The organism is Pseudoxanthomonas sp., from assembly GCF_027498035.1.
In the GTDB taxonomy this organism is placed as follows: Bacteria; Pseudomonadota; Gammaproteobacteria; order Xanthomonadales; family Xanthomonadaceae; genus Pseudoxanthomonas_A.
Genome location: NZ_CP114978.1, coordinates 3929597 through 3946341 on the forward strand (window position 1 = coordinate 3929597; position 16745 = coordinate 3946341).

Sequence of the window (16745 nt, forward strand, 5' to 3'; positions counted from 1 at the left end):
CCCATCATGAAATTCAAATACGTCCTGCTTGCGCTGTTGATGCTGGGTATCGCCATGGCGGTTGGCGTGGTCTTCAGTGCTCCGAGCCAACTTGTCATCGCGCAGGCGCCGCTGTTTACACGGACCTCCCTGCCGCCACTGAACATGCTGGTCATGGCGCGCGACCACAAGCTCTACTATGAGGCTTACAACGACGCGTCGGATCTGGACGACGATGGCGCGCTGGATGTCGGCTACAAGCCCGCAAAAATCACCTACTACGGGTATTACAACTCCAAGGTCTGCTATGCCCAGTCCACCGATGGGAGCATGTTCACACCCTCGGGGGCCGCGGGCGGAAGCGATGGAAAGCAGTGTGACGGCACCAAGTGGAGCGGCGACTTCCTGAATTACGTCACCACCTCTCGCATGGATGCGTTGCGCAAGGTGCTCTACGGCGGCTATCGCAATGTCGATACCGCTTCCGACACGGTGCTGCAGGCCTCATTCACCCCGCAGGACGCCCACAGCTGGGGTAAGGAATACCAGAGCGTCGCGCGCGATGGATACAACATCAAGCAGTACACGCCTTACAACGCCCCGAATACTGGACGCTACAACCTGTTCGTGGTGACCACGCTCAGCGACAACGGCGTGCCGCAGTTGCGGGTGCTCAACAACACGGTCTTCCGGATCTGGAACTGGGTCTCCATCGAGCGTCCCGTTGCGGGCAACGATTGCTTCACGACCAATAATGTCAGGGTGAATTGCGTCACTGGTTCGGGTTCTTCCGGTGATTGGAGCATCGTGCCAGCTGCGGCTTATAGCGGTCTGACCATTTCCACCTGGAAGGATTCGCAGGGGACTTCGGGCAACAAAGCCGCGATGGATACGCTTTTTGGCAACAACTCTGCCACGAATTTGTGTGTTGCCAACAAAGCAATCAGCGACATCAATACCTCCGGCTCAAACAACAATCCTGGCAACGGCACCAATGGCTGTGGACAAGATGGTTATCACACGTTGATCAAGGGACAGATCAATATCAGTGAAGCTGGTGCCTATGGCTTCGCTGTTAACGGCGACGATGCGATCGAGGTCCAGATTGATGGCAATGTGGTCTACGGGTGGTATGGAGACCATGGTGGGGATGCCAGTAGCGCTGGTCTGACGAGCCATTCCGGCCAGGTCACCCTGGCTGCCGGTCTCCATACCATCCAGGTACGTCACGAGGAAGGTGGCGGCGACGACTACTGGCAGCTGTACTGGAAAACACCGTCCTCCGGTGGTGCCACCGCGATGACCAATTATCCGTTGCGTGTGCAGGTGTGTCCGGCGACAGTTTCGCTGCGAGATGACAACTGCAAGGTCTATGGGAACAACACCTCGGTGAAGCCGACCGGAATCCTGCACGACTATGGTGAGAGCGATCGCATGTACTTCGGTCTGCTGACCGGTTCGTACAAGAACAATACGGCGGGCGGAGTCGTGCGCAAGAACATGTCCAGCTTCAAGAACGAAGTGGACGCGAACACTGGACAGTTCGCCAAAGGCCTGGTTGATGGCGGCATCGTCGAAACCATCGACAAATTCCGCATCCTGGACTACAGCTATTCCAGCCAGGCATACGGGTGCGGTTGGATCACCACGCGTCCGGTGAATGACGGTGAGTGTTGGATGTGGGGTAATCCCATCGGTGAAATGATGTACGAGACGCTGCGCTATTACGGAGGCGCGAGCGCTCCCAAGGATGCGTTCAACTATACGTCTGGCCCGGATGCGGAGACATTGAAGCTGCCGAAGCCGGCATGGCGCACGCCCTATACGGCAACGGCCAACGGCGGTGGTGGTTATCCGGTTTGCGCTCAGCCGACGGCTACGATCCTGAGCGACATCAACCCATCCTATGACTACGGCGTGCCTGGTACGCACTGGGGAAGCGTGTCCCAGACAGACGATCCGGTGGTCATGCAATCGCTGAACGTTGGCCAGGAGGTCGATGCCATCTGGTCCGATGAAGGTGGTGGTTCCCGATCGATGTTCATTGGTGAGTCCAATAACGTCGCCGACAACGCGCCGACGCCAAAGGTCGTCAGTAACCTGTCCACGGTACGCGGCCTGTCTCCGGAGGAGCCCAGCAAGCAGGGCACCTTCTACACCGCAGGTGTTTCCAGATTCGGTGCGAACAACAAGGTCGGAGGTGACAAGTACCTTCGTACCTACTCGATCGCGCTCGCATCCCCATTGCCGAAGTTCAGCTTTCCCGTGGGGAGCGGCAATGTCACCTTCGTGCCCTTCGCCAAGTCTGTTGGTGGTTCAGGCATTGATCCGACCAGCGATTTCCAGCCGACAGACCAGATCGTCGACTTCTATGTGCAGACAGTGAAGAACACCGATCCTAAGGGGGCCGATCGTGATACATCGGTCAACGGTGGGCGCCCATACGCGGAGTTCCGCATCAACTACGAGGACGTGGAGCAGGGAGCTGACCATGACATGGATGCCATTTCGCTCTATACCCTGGAGGTGACGGCGACGGGTGAACTCGTGGTCAGCATGAGTTCGGAATACGCGGCCGGCGGTATCGACCAGTACATGGGGTATGTGATTTCGGGCACGACGGCTGATGGCGTCTACCTAGAAGTTCATGACCGGGATGGCGCGACACCTAAGTACAAGCTGGCTACGCCGCCCGGAGAGAAGCCAGGCTATTGCAACGTGTCATCGATGCCTGCCAAATGCGCATTGACGGCGTTGACCTCGACTCGCACGTTCCAGGTGGGTGCCAGCGTTGGCGCCGGGCTACTCGAAAACCCGCTCTGGTATGCAGCCAAGTACGGGACCGATCAGGCCTGGGATGCTGATGCCGATGGTGTACCGGACAATTACTTCCTGGTCACTAATCCGCTGTATCTGAAGCAGCAGCTGACCAAGGCCTTCGATACCATCGAAAACCAGAACGGCAGCAGCGGCTCGCTGTCCATATCTGGAGCGCAGGTCAACAGCAATTCCTTCGTGGTGTTGCCGTCCTACAGCAGTTCCAACAACGCCACCAACTGGGTGGGTGACGTCCAGGCCTACAAGATCAGGGCCAATGGCACCGTGGATATGTCTACCGCGATCTGGAGTGCTGCGGCGAAGATGCCAACCACCAGTGCCGGTGTAGATGATCGTTCCATCTATACCAGTCTGTCCTCTGTGGATTCTGACAACAGAACCACCGCAGTGAAGACATTCATTCCCGATAACCTGGGGGGGGATGATCCTGCGGTGTTGGGGCGTCTGGGCTATACCACCGGTAATTTCAGTAATGATTTTGGCGACGCGGTCACCGGTGGGGATCTGGTCCAGTACATCCGGGGCAAGCGTGACCTGGAGGGGACTGCGAAGGGTGCTAGGCCGTTCCGCGTCCGCTCGGGCATCCTGGGTGACATCATCAACTCCGCGCCGGTGGTCGCCACCAAGACAGCCAACTATGGTTGGGCAGGCGCGGGTGGCTTGTCGTCAACCCAACGCACTGCGTACACCGATTACGTCAACAGCAAGACCACGCACGACGAATACGTTTTCGTCGGCGCGAACGACGGCATGCTGCATGGTTTCGCCAATACGGGTAGTGAAGTCTTTGCCTATGTTCCCAATGCGGTCCAATCCAACCTAGGCTTGCTTGCGAACCGCGACTACCCACACCACTACTATGTGGATGGCAAGCTCACTCTTGGTGATGCACTGATTGGCGGCAGCTGGCAGACCCTGCTGATAGGCGGGATGGGCGCTGGCGGCAAGGGCGTGTTCGGTATGAACGTGACTTCGCTCACGACCGGGAAAGGCTTCAACGAAGGGAATGTTCTCTGGGAACTCAATGCCAACAAGGCTGCCGAGGAAGGCGATATCGGTTACGTGATGGGCAAGCCGGTCATCGTGCCTGTCGACAACGGTAAGTGGGTTGCGATCTTCGGCAACGGCTACAACAGCAACAACGGCAATGCCGTGCTGTATGTGGTGGATGTGGCCACTGGCAAGCTGGTCAAGAAGATCACCGCTGGCGGTACGTCATCGATGGAGATGAACGGTTTGGGGAATGTTGCGGTCGTCGACGGCAACGGTGATGGTCTGGTCGATACCGCTTATGCAGGCGACCTGCAGGGCCATGTCTGGAAATTCGATCTGAGCGGTGCCAGCGCGGCGGATTGGAACGTTGCCTATGACAACAAGCCGCTGTTCACCGCCGAGGACGCCGACGGCAAGGCCCAGCCGATTACCGGTGGTTTTGAAGTGGCAGTCGGGCCGGGAACGGGCTACATGATCTATTTCGGAACGGGGCGTTACTTCGTCGCCGGCGATAACGACGTCAAGGACGTGCAGACGGTCTATGGAATCTGGGATAACAACTCAGGGCCGGTGAGCGGCCGTGGGCTGTTGGCGCAGCAGCAGATCACCTCTGATGACGCGACGGTGCCGCCAACCCGTTCGGTCACGACCAATTCCGTCAATTACCTGACTCAGCGCGGTTGGTATATGGATCTGGCAGTCGTCTCCGACGGGAAGCTCGACAAGAAAGGCGAGCGCGTCGTGGGGCAGCCGACCTTGCAGAGCGGCAAGATCTACTTCCCGACCTATATTCCGGGCATTGGAACCGACTGCACGCCGGGTGGCGATAACTGGTTGTACGCGCTCAACAGCGTCAGCGGCGGGGCGGCCCTGGGGTCGGTTACGATTCCTCCTGGATCCACGCCAGCGGGTGGTACGACCACCGGTGGGGTTTCAACGGGTAGTGGTGCTCCCAGTCAGGGCGTGGGGGCGACCCAGCCAACACCAACGCTGCCCAGCTACTGTGATCCGGCTGATACGGATTGCGATACTGATCCGCCGCCGCCCGGCGGTTGTAGTGAGGTCATCATCGATCCCATCGACCCAACCAAATCCATCGGTGTGCAGCGGCTGTGTGGTCGACAATCCTGGAGGCAACTGAAGTGACGTCTGTTCCTTATTTTTCGATGGTTTCGCTACCTGGCCGTTCGCCTCGGAAACGACTATTGCGAGGGAAAGGTGGCTTCACGCTCATCGAGCTGATGATTGCCGTGGCGGTCGTCGCGATCCTGGCTGCCATCGCCTATCCCAGTTATCAGGAGCAGGTGCGCAAATCGCGACGTGCCCAGGCCAAGGCGGACCTGGTTGAGCTGACGCAGATGGCTGAGCGTTACCGGACGGTCAACAATACCTACGCCACGTTCGATCTCGCCACGATGGCCTTTGCCCAAAGCCCGAGGACTGGAACGGCTTATTACGGGGTGGCCCTTTCCAACAACACGGCAACGACATTTACGTTGACGGCCACACCCAACGCCAATGGGGGGCAGAACAATGACAAATGCGGCACCCTGACCATCAACCAGGCCGGTGCCAAAGGCAATAGTGCCGGTACCTACGCGCAGTGCTGGTGATTCCGGCTTCATGCGGCCCTGGTGAAGAGATGGGCTTCGACGGGCTTGCGAGCCCGCTGTCCTCCGCATACAATTTGCGCCCCCGCCCGAATAGCTCAGCCGGTTAGAGCACTTGACTGTTAATCAGGGGGTCGTTGGTTCGAGTCCAACTTCGGGCGCCAAAAGTACACAGACAAAGGCCTGCAGCGATGCGGGCCTTTGTTTTTGCGGGTTCCGGGCTCGGGTAGGGGGCAGGTCGGGGTGCATCTAGCGACGTTCAGAGTACGCAGCCCGCGGCGTTGTCCGGCTTCCCCACGCGGGTGCGGCCGCTCCGGTTCACGATCACCGCTGTCTTGGCAGTCCCGTTACGGCACAGACGGATGGTCAGGTTGCTGCCGGCGGCGCTGCCATTGGCTAGGAAGGTGACCTTCGGGCGGCCGCTGGTCGAGACGATACGCAATTCAGGGTCGCGTGGGCCCGCTTCGATCCGCAGCAGGTCGTCTGGGTCGTCCGGGCGGCGGTTGCCGTCGGGGTCGTAGAACATGATCCAGCCTTGTGTCCAGTCACTGTCATCCCGACATTGGTTGTTCCCGTCGTTCGGACAGACGACCGTCGGCTTGCGATAGGTGATGGCGGTGCTGCGAGCAGATGCCAGGAACGAGGTCAGCAGGTTTGTCGTGGCGCTCTCGCGCTGATGCTGGACCACGCTCTTGTATGAAGGTAGCCCGATCGCCAGGCCGATGCTGGCCACCGCCATGACCACGGTGGCCTCGATCAGGCTGAAGCCGTGGATCCGGCGGCGCGGCTGGGCGGGCAGGGCATGGCGAGTGAGCTGGGCGTCCATCGGGCAATCCTTTGTCCGTGCGGTTGGGATGCCGCCAGCGTCCTGCTTTGTCCGTCCCGCCAACATCGCTGGGCACCACGGCGCGCTGTAGGAATTCTCCGCACCGGGCCGTCATCCAAGGCGGCGCTATACTTTTTAACGCTCTCCAGGCAGGCCTCATGACTGACCATTTCCAGCTTGTTTCCCCGTATTCGCCCGCGGGCGATCAGCCCGCTGCGATTGAAAAGCTGACCGGGAATTTCGAGTCCGGCCTGGCCAAGCAGACGCTGCTGGGCGTCACCGGCTCGGGCAAGACCTACACAATTGCCAACGTGATCGAGCGGATCCAGAAGCCGACCCTGGATCATGGCGCCCAACAAGACGCTGGCTGCGCAGCTGTACGGGGAGTTCAAGGGGTTCTTCCCCAACAACGCGGTCGAATACTTCGTCAGCTACTACGACTACTACCAGCCCGAAGCCTACGTGGCGTCCTCCGATACCTTCATCGAGAAGGACAGCTCGATCAATGAACACATCGAGCAGATGCGCCTGGCAGCGACCAAGACCTTGCTGTCGCGGCGCGATGCGATCGTGGTGGCCACGGTGTCGGCGATCTACGGCCTGGGCGCGCCGGAGGACTACCTGTCGCTGCGCCTGATCCTGTCGCGCGGCGAGCATATCGACCAGCGTGAGCTGATCCGCCACCTGACCCAGCTGCAGTACACGCGCAACGAATACGAGCTGCAGCGTGGCGCGTTCCGCGTGCGCGGCGAGGTGATCGATGTCCACCCGGCCGAAAACGACGTGGAGGCGCTGCGGATCGAGCTGTTCGACGGCGAGGTCGAGAACCTGACCCTGTTCGACCCGCTGACCGGCGAGACCATCCGCAAGGTGCCGCGCTTCACCATCTATCCCAAGACCCATTACGCCACCACGCGCGAACGGGTTCTCAGTGCTGTGGACACCATCAAGGTCGAGCTGAAGGAGCGGTTGGAGCAGCTGTACCAGCAGAACAAGCTGGTCGAGGCGCAGCGCCTGGCCCAGCGGACCCAGTTCGACCTGGAGATGATGGCCGAGGTGGGCTTCTGCTCGGGCATCGAGAATTACTCGCGCCACCTCACCGGCAAGGCCGCTGGCGAGCCGCCGCCGACCCTGTTCGACTACCTGCCGGCCGATGCGCTGTTGGTCATCGACGAGTCGCACGTCACCATTCCGCAGATTGGTGCGATGTATAAGGGTGACCGCTCGCGCAAGGAGACGCTGGTGGAATTCGGTTTCCGCCTGCCGTCGGCGCTGGACAACCGTCCGCTGCGGTTCGAGGAATGGGAGGCACGCTGCCCGCGCAGCGTCTACGTCTCGGCCACGCCGGGCCCGTATGAAATGCGCGAATCCGGTGGCGAGATCACCGAACTGGTGGTACGCCCGACCGGCCTGATCGACCCGGTGGTCGAGATCCGCCCGGTCGGTACCCAGGTCGACGACCTGCTGTCGCAGATCAACGAGCGGATCGGCTGGGGCGACCGCGTGCTGGTCACCACGTTGACCAAGCGCATGGCCGAAAATCTGACCGAATACCTGGGCGAGCACGGCATCAAGGTGCGCTATCTGCATTCGGACGTAGACACCGTGGAGCGCGTGGAGATCATCCGCGACCTGCGCCTGGGCAAGTTCGATGTGCTGGTGGGCATTAACCTGCTGCGTGAAGGCCTGGACATGCCCGAGGTGTCGCTGGTAGCGATCCTGGACGCGGACAAGGAGGGTTTCCTGCGCTCGACCGGCTCGCTGATCCAGACCATCGGCCGCGCCGCGCGCAACCTCCGCGGCAAGGCGATCCTGTATGCCGACCGGATGACGCGCTCCATGCAGGCGGCCATCGACGAAACCGATCGTCGCCGCGAGAAGCAGGTCGAGTACAACGCCGCCCACGGGATCGTGCCCAAGTCAGTGGCCCGGCCGATCGTGGACATCCTGGAGGGCGCGCGCGACGCGGCCAACGACGAGGTGCCCAAGCGCGGCAAGGGGCGCCGGGTCGCCGAGCGGGCGGAGGACTACAGCGCGCTCAGCCAGCCGCAGATCGCCGCCAAGCTCAAGGCGCTGGAGACCAAGATGTACCAGCACGCGCGGGACCTGGAGTTCGAGGATGCGGCGCATCTGCGCGACGAAATCCAGAAGCTCAAGGCCGCCAGCCTGGTGGTTTGAGGGCGGTTTGGGCCGGGCGCCAAAAGAAAAATGCGCCGGTGAGTTCCCGTTGGCGAATCCGGGTGTTATGATGCGCGCCCCCTCATTGAGGGCGCAGCAACACCAGTTGCTTCGGGCGGTTAGCTCAGCGGTAGAGCACTACCTTGACATGGTAGGGGTCACAGGTTCGAACCCTGTACCGCCCACCACGCGGTTTCCGGCAAGTCCGGGCCGGTGGATTTTTCCCAACCTCTGTTCCTTTACGGCATGCCGGTTGCAAACGCGGTGGCCGGCGGCGGCCTGTTTCGCTTACGATCCCCCTGTCTGACCGGTGAGGGAGCGCCGCCATGGAATACCGCCACACGATTCTGCAGAAGCACGGCTATCAGGTCGTCGCGCTGACGCGCGATTCCGATCCGGCCTACGCGCCCGACGAGGTGATCGGCTATGCGGTGATCACCGATTCCGGCGCCAAGCTGCGCGAGGAGCCTTCGCTGGAAGAGGCGCGCCTGTACATGGAGCAGCTGCTCGAAGAGGACCGGCCCAGCCGCAGTGACGACGCGCGTCCGCGTCGCCGCAAGTCGGTCCGGCCCAAGGTGGCCAAACAGGTTCGTTGATGTTCTCGCCTTGCCCTTGAAGGGGCGGGCTTCAGGGAGGAATGCGCTTGACCAAGGGGAAGATTGCGTTCGTCGTCGTATTGACGGCGCTGGTGCTGGTGGCAGGGCTCTACCTGTCCGGTTACACGACGATGGCGCTGCTGAAGGTCAAGGCGCCGCTGCAGTGGAATACCTACATCGAGTACTTCCAGGCGCTGGGTGACCCGCGCTACCAGCCGTATGCGAAGAAGATCAAGATCGCCGGCTATATCGGTTTCGGCGTCGTACTCGTTGTCTATGTTCTGTTGCTTGCGCTGGTCTTCAAGCCCAAGAAGAAGTCGCTGCACGGCGATGCGCGCTTCGCCACGTCAGGCGATCTGAACAAGCACAACATGCTCAAGCCGGCCGACAACGGCATCATCGTGGGCAAGTTCGGCGGCAAGCTGGTGCGCCTGCCGGGGCAGCAATTCGTGATCCTGGCCGCGCCGACCCGGTCGGGCAAGGGCGTGGGCATCGTGATTCCCAACTTGCTCGAGTACGGCGAGTCGGTCGTGGTGCTGGACATCAAGCAGGAGAACTTCGACCTGACCAGCGGCTGGCGCAAGTCCCAGGGACAGGAGGTCTTTCTGTTCAATCCGTTTGCCGAAGACCGGCGCACGCATCGCTGGAATCCGCTGACCTACGTCTCCACGGATCCGGCCTTCCGCGTGTCCGATCTGATGAGCATCGCCGCGATGCTGTATCCGGATGGCTCGGATGACCAGAAGTTCTGGGTCAGCCAGGCGCGCAACGCTTTCATGGCTTTTGCGTTGTTCCTGTTCGAGAACCGTGACGACGAGGTCAAGACCGGATTCCCGTTCTCATCCGGTGCACCGACGCTGGGCCGTATCTATCGTCTCTCGTCGGGCGATGGCACCGATCTGAAAACCTACCTGCGTGGACTTGCGTCACGCAAGTTCCTCAGCGATAACGCGCGCTCGGCGTTTTCCAACATGCTGTCCCAGGCAGACGAGACGTTCGCCTCGATCATGGGGACGTTGAAGGAGCCGTTGAACGCCTGGATCAATCCAGTGCTGGACGCGGCCACATCCGAGGACGACTTCCTGCTGACCGACCTGCGCAAGAAGAAGATGAGCATTTACATCGGCATCCAGCCCAACAAGCTGGCCGAGAGCCGCCTGATCATCAATCTGTTCTTCAGCCAGATCATCAACCTCAACACGCGCGAGCTGCCGCAGGGCAATCCGGAGCTGAAATATCAGTGTCTGCTGCTGATGGACGAATTCACCGCGATCGGCAGGGTTGACATCATTGCGTCGGCGGTGTCGTACATGGCCGGCTACAACCTGCGCCTGCTGCCGATCATCCAGTCGATGGCGCAGCTGGATGCGACCTACGGCAAGGATGTTTCGCGCACGATCATCACCAATCACGCATTGCAGATCATTTACGCGCCGCGTGAGCAGCAGGATGCGAACGACTACTCCGAGATGCTGGGTTACACCACATTCCGCAAGCGTAATGTCACGCGTGGCAGGGATACGACGCGCAGTATCTCGGAGGAGCGTCGCGCATTGATGCTTCCGCAGGAGCTCAAGGCGATGGGCTTCGATCAGGAGGTCTTCCTGTACGAGGGCATCGCCCATCCGGTGAAGTGCGAGAAGATCAAGTATTACAAGGAGCGTCATTTCACCGTACGGCTCCTGCCAAAGGTTGAGATCGCCCGCATTAGTGTCTGATTGTAAAATGTGACGCGATTCGAATATTTCGACACGGGCTCCCTGTTTCCCATTCAATGTGATTGTGACGGCCCGCTGAATGCTTGACCTCCCGCGCTAACGCACGTTAACTTGGGCGGACAGGGGCTACGGATCGTAGTCTCCTAATCGGACAGTTGCGCTCAGGCATCGTTACCGCCTATTGCGAGCGTGGCGTAGCAGCAAGGAGGCGGTGATGTCTGGGGAAATACCAGTGAGAACACCTCGCGAACGCGCGAGGTCGATACATCACACGCGGCACCGGCACGATGATTGTGTTCTGCAGCATCCACTGCTGATTGCCGATATGTATCGCGAATCCATTCGCGTCTCCTGCCCAGGCGGCGTCCAAGCTCGTATTCAATAACGTTAATCCAGTCGGCGGGGCGGTTGCGCCGTGCCCAACAGTTCTTGGAATTCCTGAAGGAGCAGTCCCGCGTGAGGCCACGGAACATCGTCAAATCTTTCTTGGTGCTCAGTGTGCTCAGCGTTTTGCTGGCCGCCTGTGGTACGACGCCTGCCCCGGACTATCGCGGCAAATGGCGCCCAATCAACAACTATTCGGAAACGCCAATCGAGATCCCGCTGTCGAGCACCTACATCTTCCAAGCCTCTCCGATGGACGGCACGTTGAAGACGATGCTGACCCGCTGGGCAAAAGATAGCGGCATGGAGTTGGATTATCGATTCGGTTCAGATTTCACGCTCTTTGGGCCTGTTTCCCAGATAGACACAACTGATATCCGTGATGCCGCATCGCAGCTCAGCAGCGCTTATGTCGCGCGCGGTATCGCAGTGACGGTTGTGGGAAACAAGATCACGGTGCTGCCCGCGTCAGCGCCTGCGGCGGCATCGAACTGACAGAACGTCTGGGCTCCCGGTGCGGATTCCTGCTTCGGGTTACGTCACTCAAAAAAAGAACAGCGTTCCAGCATGATTTCTCGAAATAAAGAAGAAACGCCAAAGGTCAAGGGGGCCATCCAGAAGGCGGTGAGCTATGAGCTCACCATCGCCGACATGGCCAAGCGCAGCGAAAAGCGTGCTTGGCAGGTCGCCACCGGAGCGATCGCACTTTCGGCAGTGCTGGCGGGAGGGTATTTCATGCTACTGCCGCTGAAGGAGCGGACGCCTTTCATCGTGATGGCGGATCCCTACACGGGTAACGTACAAGCCAGTCGTCTCGTCCCTGATGTGATGGATAGGACGATCACTGCGAACGAGGCCCTCAATCGAGCAAATATCGAGCGATATGTGCTGGCGCGCGAGTCTTTCGATGCGGATCAGCTTTTGACCCCACTTGGCGGGTGGCGACAGGTGCATGTTACGTCCAGTAGTGCAGTTGCTGTTTCCTATCGTTCTTTGTACGCGAAGAGCAATCCTGCCAGTCCGATCAACCTGTACGGGCGCCAGTCCGCGCTGCGTGTGAAGATTCTGAGTACGGTGCTTGTGCGGACTCCGGATGGCCGCGGGTTCCGTGGTGCTACCGTTCGTTTCCAGCGTTTTCAGTACGATAAGAAAAATGGAATGACCCAGCCTTTGGATAATAAGCTGGCCACCATTGATTACGAATACAACAACAATCTGAAATTCGAAGATCAGGATCGGGTGATGAACCCCCTGGGATTCCAGGTGACCAGCTATAGACTTGATGCCGATGCGGCCAGCTTGCCGCCAGCCGAAACTATCGTGCCACCGGGGGCGGCGGGCGCCGGGGGCGGTCAGGCACCACCGGTATCGGAGTCGGGCGGGGTAGCTCCAATGGTTCCTGAGCCGCCGAGCATGACGCCATCGAATCCTTCCATCGAACAGAATGGAGCTACCTCGCAATGAGTGCGCCACGTCACGCCGGCCTGGCGCCGGTGATTTTCCTGTTGTTGTGCGCGATCATGTTGCCTGCCGCCGCGCAAGTCATCGATCGCTACGAGTACAAGCCGGATGCTATCTATCAGGTCCGTACTGGGTTGGGAATCACCACCCAGATCGAGCTGAGTCCTAATGAGAAAATCCTGGACTACAGCACGGGTTTCAGTAGCGGATGGGAGCTTTCACGTCGCGAGAATGTCTTTTACATCAAGCCGAAGAATACCGATGTTGACACCAATATGATGGTGCGCACGGCGACTCATTCCTACATTTTCGAACTCAAGGTAGTAGCTACAGACTGGAAGGCCCTGGATCAGGCGCGGGCCGCGGGTGTCCAGTACAAGGTCAGTTTTGTCTATTCGCCGGAGACGCAATTCTCAGCGGCGGCTCCTGCTGCGAGTGTGGCCAAGGATGAGCCGCCGGCTCAGCTTGAACTGGGAATCGATAGCGGGCGACGTTATTACTACGATTATTCATATGCAACACGTAGCAAGGCCCAGTGGCTGATTCCCTCCACTGTTTATGACGATGGACGGTTTACGTATATCAAGATGAATGACGGGGTTAGTTTTCCAAGTGGAAATTTTCCGACCGTCTATGGTCGCCAGGAAGCACATGGTGAGGATTTCGTGGTCAATACCACGGTCGACAAGAACACCATCGTGGTTCACGGCACTTATCCATACTTGGTGATCCGACATGGACTGAACGTCGTTGGCCTGCGGAGGAATGAGCAGAAATGAGCCAGAACACCATACCGCCGGATCATCGTCAGGACGATGTGCCGGAAGATCCTCGCGGGGAGCGCGAGAATCCGTACTTTGCGTCCGCACACCAGCAAGATTTTGAGGACCTTGATGCGGCTGCGCCGAGTCTGCGGGCTGAGGAAGGTCAGCGGCTCAATCGGCGCGCTCTTCTGTTCCTCGGTGCGACCTTGGTACTCATTCTGGTCATGGCTTTCATGTTCCTAAGGATGTTCAACTCAGGTGGCAAGGAGCAGCAAAGGCCGCGCGAGGCAAGGGCTGAGCGCCCATTGGTTCCGGATGCGCCTCAGGTCGAGCCTGCGCTGCCGCCGGTCGCTGCCCAGGCGCCGCCGGTCGCACCGCTCCCGCTCGAAGAGCCCCGTGAATACGGACGGGAAAACATGGGCGAGGTGCGCCGGGAGCAGCGCCCAGCAGGTCCATCGCTCGTGGATCGGCGCATTGCCGATAGCTCGGGCGGCGGCAGCGGGATGCAGGGTTCGCCGACTGAGGGAAATGGTCCTGGTATCGCACCAGCTCCGCGCCCTGGAGATCCAGGGACGCAACCGCCTATCCAGGCGCAATTGGGAGAGACGTCTTCTGCCACGTACCTACAGAAGCCGGACACCCTGCTCCTACGCGGAACTTATATTCGTTGCGTGCTGGAAACCCACATCGTCACCGATGTTTCCGGGTTTACCAGTTGCGTGGTGACCGAGCCGGTGTATTCGGTCAATGGCAAGAGTCTGCTCCTACCCAAGGGCTCCAAGGTCAGCGGTACCTATTCGGGCGGCGGCGGGCGTACAAATCGTGTGGCGGTCATCTGGGATCGCGTCACTACGCCCAATGGTCTGGATGTGCTCATGTCCAGTCCGGGCGTGGACAACTTGGGTGGTGCGGGTCATCCGGGTGACCTGGACAACCATTGGGCCAGCAAGATCACATCGGCATTGATGATCAGTTTGATCGCCGATGCTTTCAAATACGAAGGCGAGAAGCACGGGCCTCAACGCACGACCATCAACGAGAACGGGACGACCTATATCGAGCCTTACGAGAGCGAGACTGCCAATACGATGCAGAGGCTGTCCGAGCAGATGATCAGTCAGCAGATGGCGCGCTCGCCCACGATCACCATCAACCAGGGAACGGTATTGAACGTCTACGTCGCCAAAGATGTTGACTTCTCTGGCGTGCTGCCAAGCTACCAGTGACAGTGGAGGTGTTTCCGGTGGATATCGGCGTGACCGACGGCCCGTTGGCGCAGGTCTCCAACGAATTCCTCGATTACCAGTACGAGGTGCTCGGGATTCGGGAATACATGTCCTCCAAGGATGTGACAGAAATCTGCATTAACCGTCCCGGCGAGTTGTATTTGGAGGGAAGGGAGGGCTGGCGCCGTGTCGAAGTGCCATCGCTGAATTTTGAACGTGCTCGCCAATTCTGCACGGCTGTGGTCAATGAGAGCAATACCGGGCAGCGGATCACGGATGCTGATCCGGTGGTTTCCCTGACTTTTCCTACCGGACAACGTGCACAGTTTGTCATCCCGCCTGCATGCGACCCCGGTAAGGTTTCCATTACTATTCGTTTGCCTTCTCACCAGACTAGGACCCTGGACCAGTACCAGCGGGAGGGATTTTTCGACCAGATTTTGGAGGGCGCAGCCACACTGAGCGCGCACGACGAAGAACTGCTCGACCTGCGACGGCAGCGAAACTATGCAGAATTCTTCCGGAAGGCGGTGTTGTACAAAAAGAACGTCGTGGTAGCCGGCGCGACCGGCAGCGGCAAGACGACCTTCATGAAGGCCCTGGTTCACCATATTCCCAGGGATGAGCGCTTGGTGACGATCGAGGACGCGCGTGAGTTATTTATTGAGCAGCCCAATGTGGTTCATCTGCTCTACTCAAAGGGTGGCCAGAGCACCAGCAACGTCACGGCAAAGAGTTGCATGGAGGCCTGCCTCCGCATGAAGCCGGACCGCATCATCCTGGCCGAGTTGCGGGGTGATGAGTCCTTCTACTTCATCCGCAACTGCGCGTCGGGTCATCCTGGATCGATCACTAGTTGCCACGCCGGCAGTATTGCCCAGACGTGGGATCAGCTAGCACTGATGGTCAAGGCCTCCTCGGAAGGTGCGGGCTTGGAATTTGGCGTCATCAAACGACTGCTCATGATGACGATCGATATCGTGGTCCATATAAAGGCCCATGCTGGCGGACGCTTCATTACTGGGATAGATTTCACGCCGGATCGTGATTTCAAGGACGAATAGTTGAATTCCATCACGGAATGTCATCGCAGCCATGCCTGCTCTGAAAAATTTCCTCGCTCATGAATGGATTGACAACGAGACATGCGTTGGCCAATTATATCTGCCAAGGCATATCGCGTTGGCTGTGCCGGAAACTAACGGACGCTGTTTCGACCTGTAGGCAAAGGAGGTGCACATGCTCCCTTATATGGACATGATGCAGTGCCAAAATCTTTCGGTGCCAATGGACGTCATGCACCACGTGGTGCAGGTCGAGTCCTCGGCGAACCCGTATGCCATTGGTGTCGTTGGTGGGAAGCTTGTGCGGCAGCCGCGCACGCTGGAAGAGGCGGTGGCGACTGCGGAAATGCTGGAGCGCCGGGGATATAACTTCTCGCTCGGATTGGCGCAGGTAAATCGTTACAACCTGCAAAAGTACGGCATCGCCTCTTATAACCAAGCTTTCGATGGCTGCACCAGTCTACGCGCGGGCTCCAGGATATTATCCGAATGCCATGCAAGAGCCAACGGCGATTGGGGAAGTGCTTTCAGTTGCTATTACTCAGGAAACTTCACCACGGGTTATCGGCACGGTTATGTGCAGAAGATCTTCGCCTCGATGGCGGGTAATCGGTTGGTGCCAGCCAGTAGCGCTGCTGCTATCCCGCTGGCGGCGGTAGCTGTGAGTCCAGCTACGGCAAGGTTGTCTGCGCGACGCGTTGTAGACGGCGACCAAGCACAGGATCTGGCGATTTCGGCAATGCAGCCCGGCACTATCGCGCCGACGCCTCCAGAGCCAGCCAGTCTGCTTGACGCTGCCACAGTTGATCAAACAGCTGTCGCTAAACCCGGGGTCGATCGTTCAGTGAGTCCGGTTTCGACAAATGAGGGCGTCGTCAGATTGACCCGTAATGGCCCCGTTTACCCTTCAGGAAACGTCGCGGCGGCGTTGTCGCAGGCCCCGAAGCCAGAAAAGGTGACGAACGTTAGCGAGCTGCAGGAGCCTGTCAAGATCGGTGACAACGCTTTCGTATTCTAATTCTTGCATCCCGCGCATGCGGGTGCGGAGAACCTGGGCGGAAATCCCCCATCACCCCTCGTAACCATGGAGATATATATGAACAAGCAG

At 59.2% G+C, this 16745-nt stretch carries 11 protein-coding genes, 2 tRNA genes and 1 pseudogene; 13 read left to right on the top strand and 1 reads right to left on the bottom strand.

What is annotated here, in order from left to right; translation table 11 throughout:
- The first annotated feature begins 6 nt into the window (after positions 1 to 6).
- From O8I58_RS17340 to O8I58_RS17350, 3 genes are all read left to right on the top strand, one after another.
- Positions 7 to 4956, top strand: coding sequence for a PilC/PilY family type IV pilus protein (locus O8I58_RS17340; protein ID WP_298318879.1), 4950 nt, complete (start codon positions 7 to 9; stop codon positions 4954 to 4956).
- 20 nt (positions 4957 to 4976) lie between these two features.
- Entirely contained in the window at positions 4977 to 5423 is a 447-nt protein-coding gene (locus O8I58_RS17345) for a type IV pilin protein (RefSeq protein WP_298323134.1), read from the top strand.
- Between the two features lie 84 nt (positions 5424 to 5507).
- A tRNA-Asn gene (locus tag O8I58_RS17350) sits at positions 5508 to 5584 on the top strand.
- A gap of 95 nt (positions 5585 to 5679) precedes the next feature.
- On the opposite strand, the gene O8I58_RS17355 is transcribed toward O8I58_RS17350, so the two are convergent.
- A complete protein-coding gene (locus O8I58_RS17355; RefSeq protein WP_298318881.1) occupies positions 5680 to 6246 on the bottom strand; it encodes a GspH/FimT family pseudopilin in 567 nt (188 codons plus the stop codon).
- A gap of 158 nt (positions 6247 to 6404) precedes the next feature.
- On the opposite strand from O8I58_RS17355, the pseudogene uvrB reads away from it, so the two are divergent.
- The 10 genes and pseudogenes from uvrB to O8I58_RS19285 all read left to right on the top strand — a co-directional run bounded on the left by uvrB (position 6405) and on the right by O8I58_RS19285 (position 16655).
- Positions 6405 to 8424: pseudogene (uvrB, locus tag O8I58_RS17360) on the top strand (excinuclease ABC subunit UvrB).
- A 113-nt stretch (positions 8425 to 8537) separates the two neighbouring features.
- Positions 8538 to 8612: transfer RNA gene (locus O8I58_RS17365), tRNA-Val, on the top strand.
- 138 nt (positions 8613 to 8750) lie between these two features.
- Positions 8751 to 9020: a hypothetical protein gene (locus tag O8I58_RS17370; RefSeq protein WP_298318883.1), complete on the top strand. Its 270-nt coding sequence runs from the start codon at positions 8751 to 8753 to the stop codon at positions 9018 to 9020.
- A gap of 47 nt (positions 9021 to 9067) precedes the next feature.
- Complete coding sequence (locus O8I58_RS17375) at positions 9068 to 10738, top strand: type IV secretory system conjugative DNA transfer family protein (protein WP_298318885.1); 1671 nt, start codon at positions 9068 to 9070, stop codon at positions 10736 to 10738.
- 438 nt (positions 10739 to 11176) lie between these two features.
- Positions 11177 to 11617 carry a hypothetical protein gene (locus O8I58_RS17380; protein WP_298323137.1) on the top strand — a complete coding sequence of 147 codons (441 nt, stop codon included), beginning with the start codon at positions 11177 to 11179 and terminating at the stop codon, positions 11615 to 11617.
- A gap of 72 nt (positions 11618 to 11689) precedes the next feature.
- Positions 11690 to 12586 carry a VirB8 family type IV secretion system protein gene (locus O8I58_RS17385; protein ID WP_298318887.1) on the top strand — a complete coding sequence of 299 codons (897 nt, stop codon included), beginning with the start codon at positions 11690 to 11692 and terminating at the stop codon, positions 12584 to 12586.
- 56 nt (positions 12587 to 12642) lie between these two features.
- A complete protein-coding gene (locus tag O8I58_RS17390; RefSeq protein ID WP_298323140.1) occupies positions 12643 to 13362 on the top strand; it encodes a TrbG/VirB9 family P-type conjugative transfer protein in 720 nt (239 codons plus the stop codon).
- The gene (locus O8I58_RS17395; protein ID WP_298318890.1) at positions 13359 to 14573 is read left to right on the top strand and encodes a TraB/TrbI/VirB10 family type IV secretion system protein; all 1215 of its coding nucleotides are present in this window, start codon (positions 13359 to 13361) and stop codon (positions 14571 to 14573) included. Before O8I58_RS17390 ends, O8I58_RS17395 begins: the two co-directional genes overlap by 4 nt.
- Before the next feature lie 23 nt (positions 14574 to 14596).
- Positions 14597 to 15637: a P-type DNA transfer ATPase VirB11 gene (virB11, locus tag O8I58_RS17400; protein WP_298323143.1), complete on the top strand. Its 1041-nt coding sequence runs from the start codon at positions 14597 to 14599 to the stop codon at positions 15635 to 15637.
- 187 nt (positions 15638 to 15824) lie between these two features.
- Positions 15825 to 16655, top strand: a complete 831-nt coding sequence (locus tag O8I58_RS19285; RefSeq protein WP_345781346.1) for a lytic transglycosylase domain-containing protein — start codon at positions 15825 to 15827, stop codon at positions 16653 to 16655.
- The last annotated feature ends 90 nt before the right edge of the window (positions 16656 to 16745 follow it).

Coding starts and splice junctions, on each gene's coding strand:
- O8I58_RS17345 (WP_298323134.1), top strand. CDS start 4,977: ATGGTTTCGCTACCTGGCCGTTCGCCTCGGAAACGACTATTGCGAGGG.
- O8I58_RS17355 (WP_298318881.1), bottom strand. CDS start 6,246: ATGGACGCCCAGCTCACTCGCCATGCCCTGCCCGCCCAGCCGCGCCGC.
- O8I58_RS17395 (WP_298318890.1), top strand. CDS start 13,359: ATGAGCCAGAACACCATACCGCCGGATCATCGTCAGGACGATGTGCCG.
- O8I58_RS17385 (WP_298318887.1), top strand. CDS start 11,690: ATGATTTCTCGAAATAAAGAAGAAACGCCAAAGGTCAAGGGGGCCATC.
- O8I58_RS17370 (WP_298318883.1), top strand. CDS start 8,751: ATGGAATACCGCCACACGATTCTGCAGAAGCACGGCTATCAGGTCGTC.
- O8I58_RS19285 (WP_345781346.1), top strand. CDS start 15,825: ATGGACATGATGCAGTGCCAAAATCTTTCGGTGCCAATGGACGTCATG.
- O8I58_RS17390 (WP_298323140.1), top strand. CDS start 12,643: ATGTTGCCTGCCGCCGCGCAAGTCATCGATCGCTACGAGTACAAGCCG.
- O8I58_RS17340 (WP_298318879.1), top strand. CDS start 7: ATGAAATTCAAATACGTCCTGCTTGCGCTGTTGATGCTGGGTATCGCC.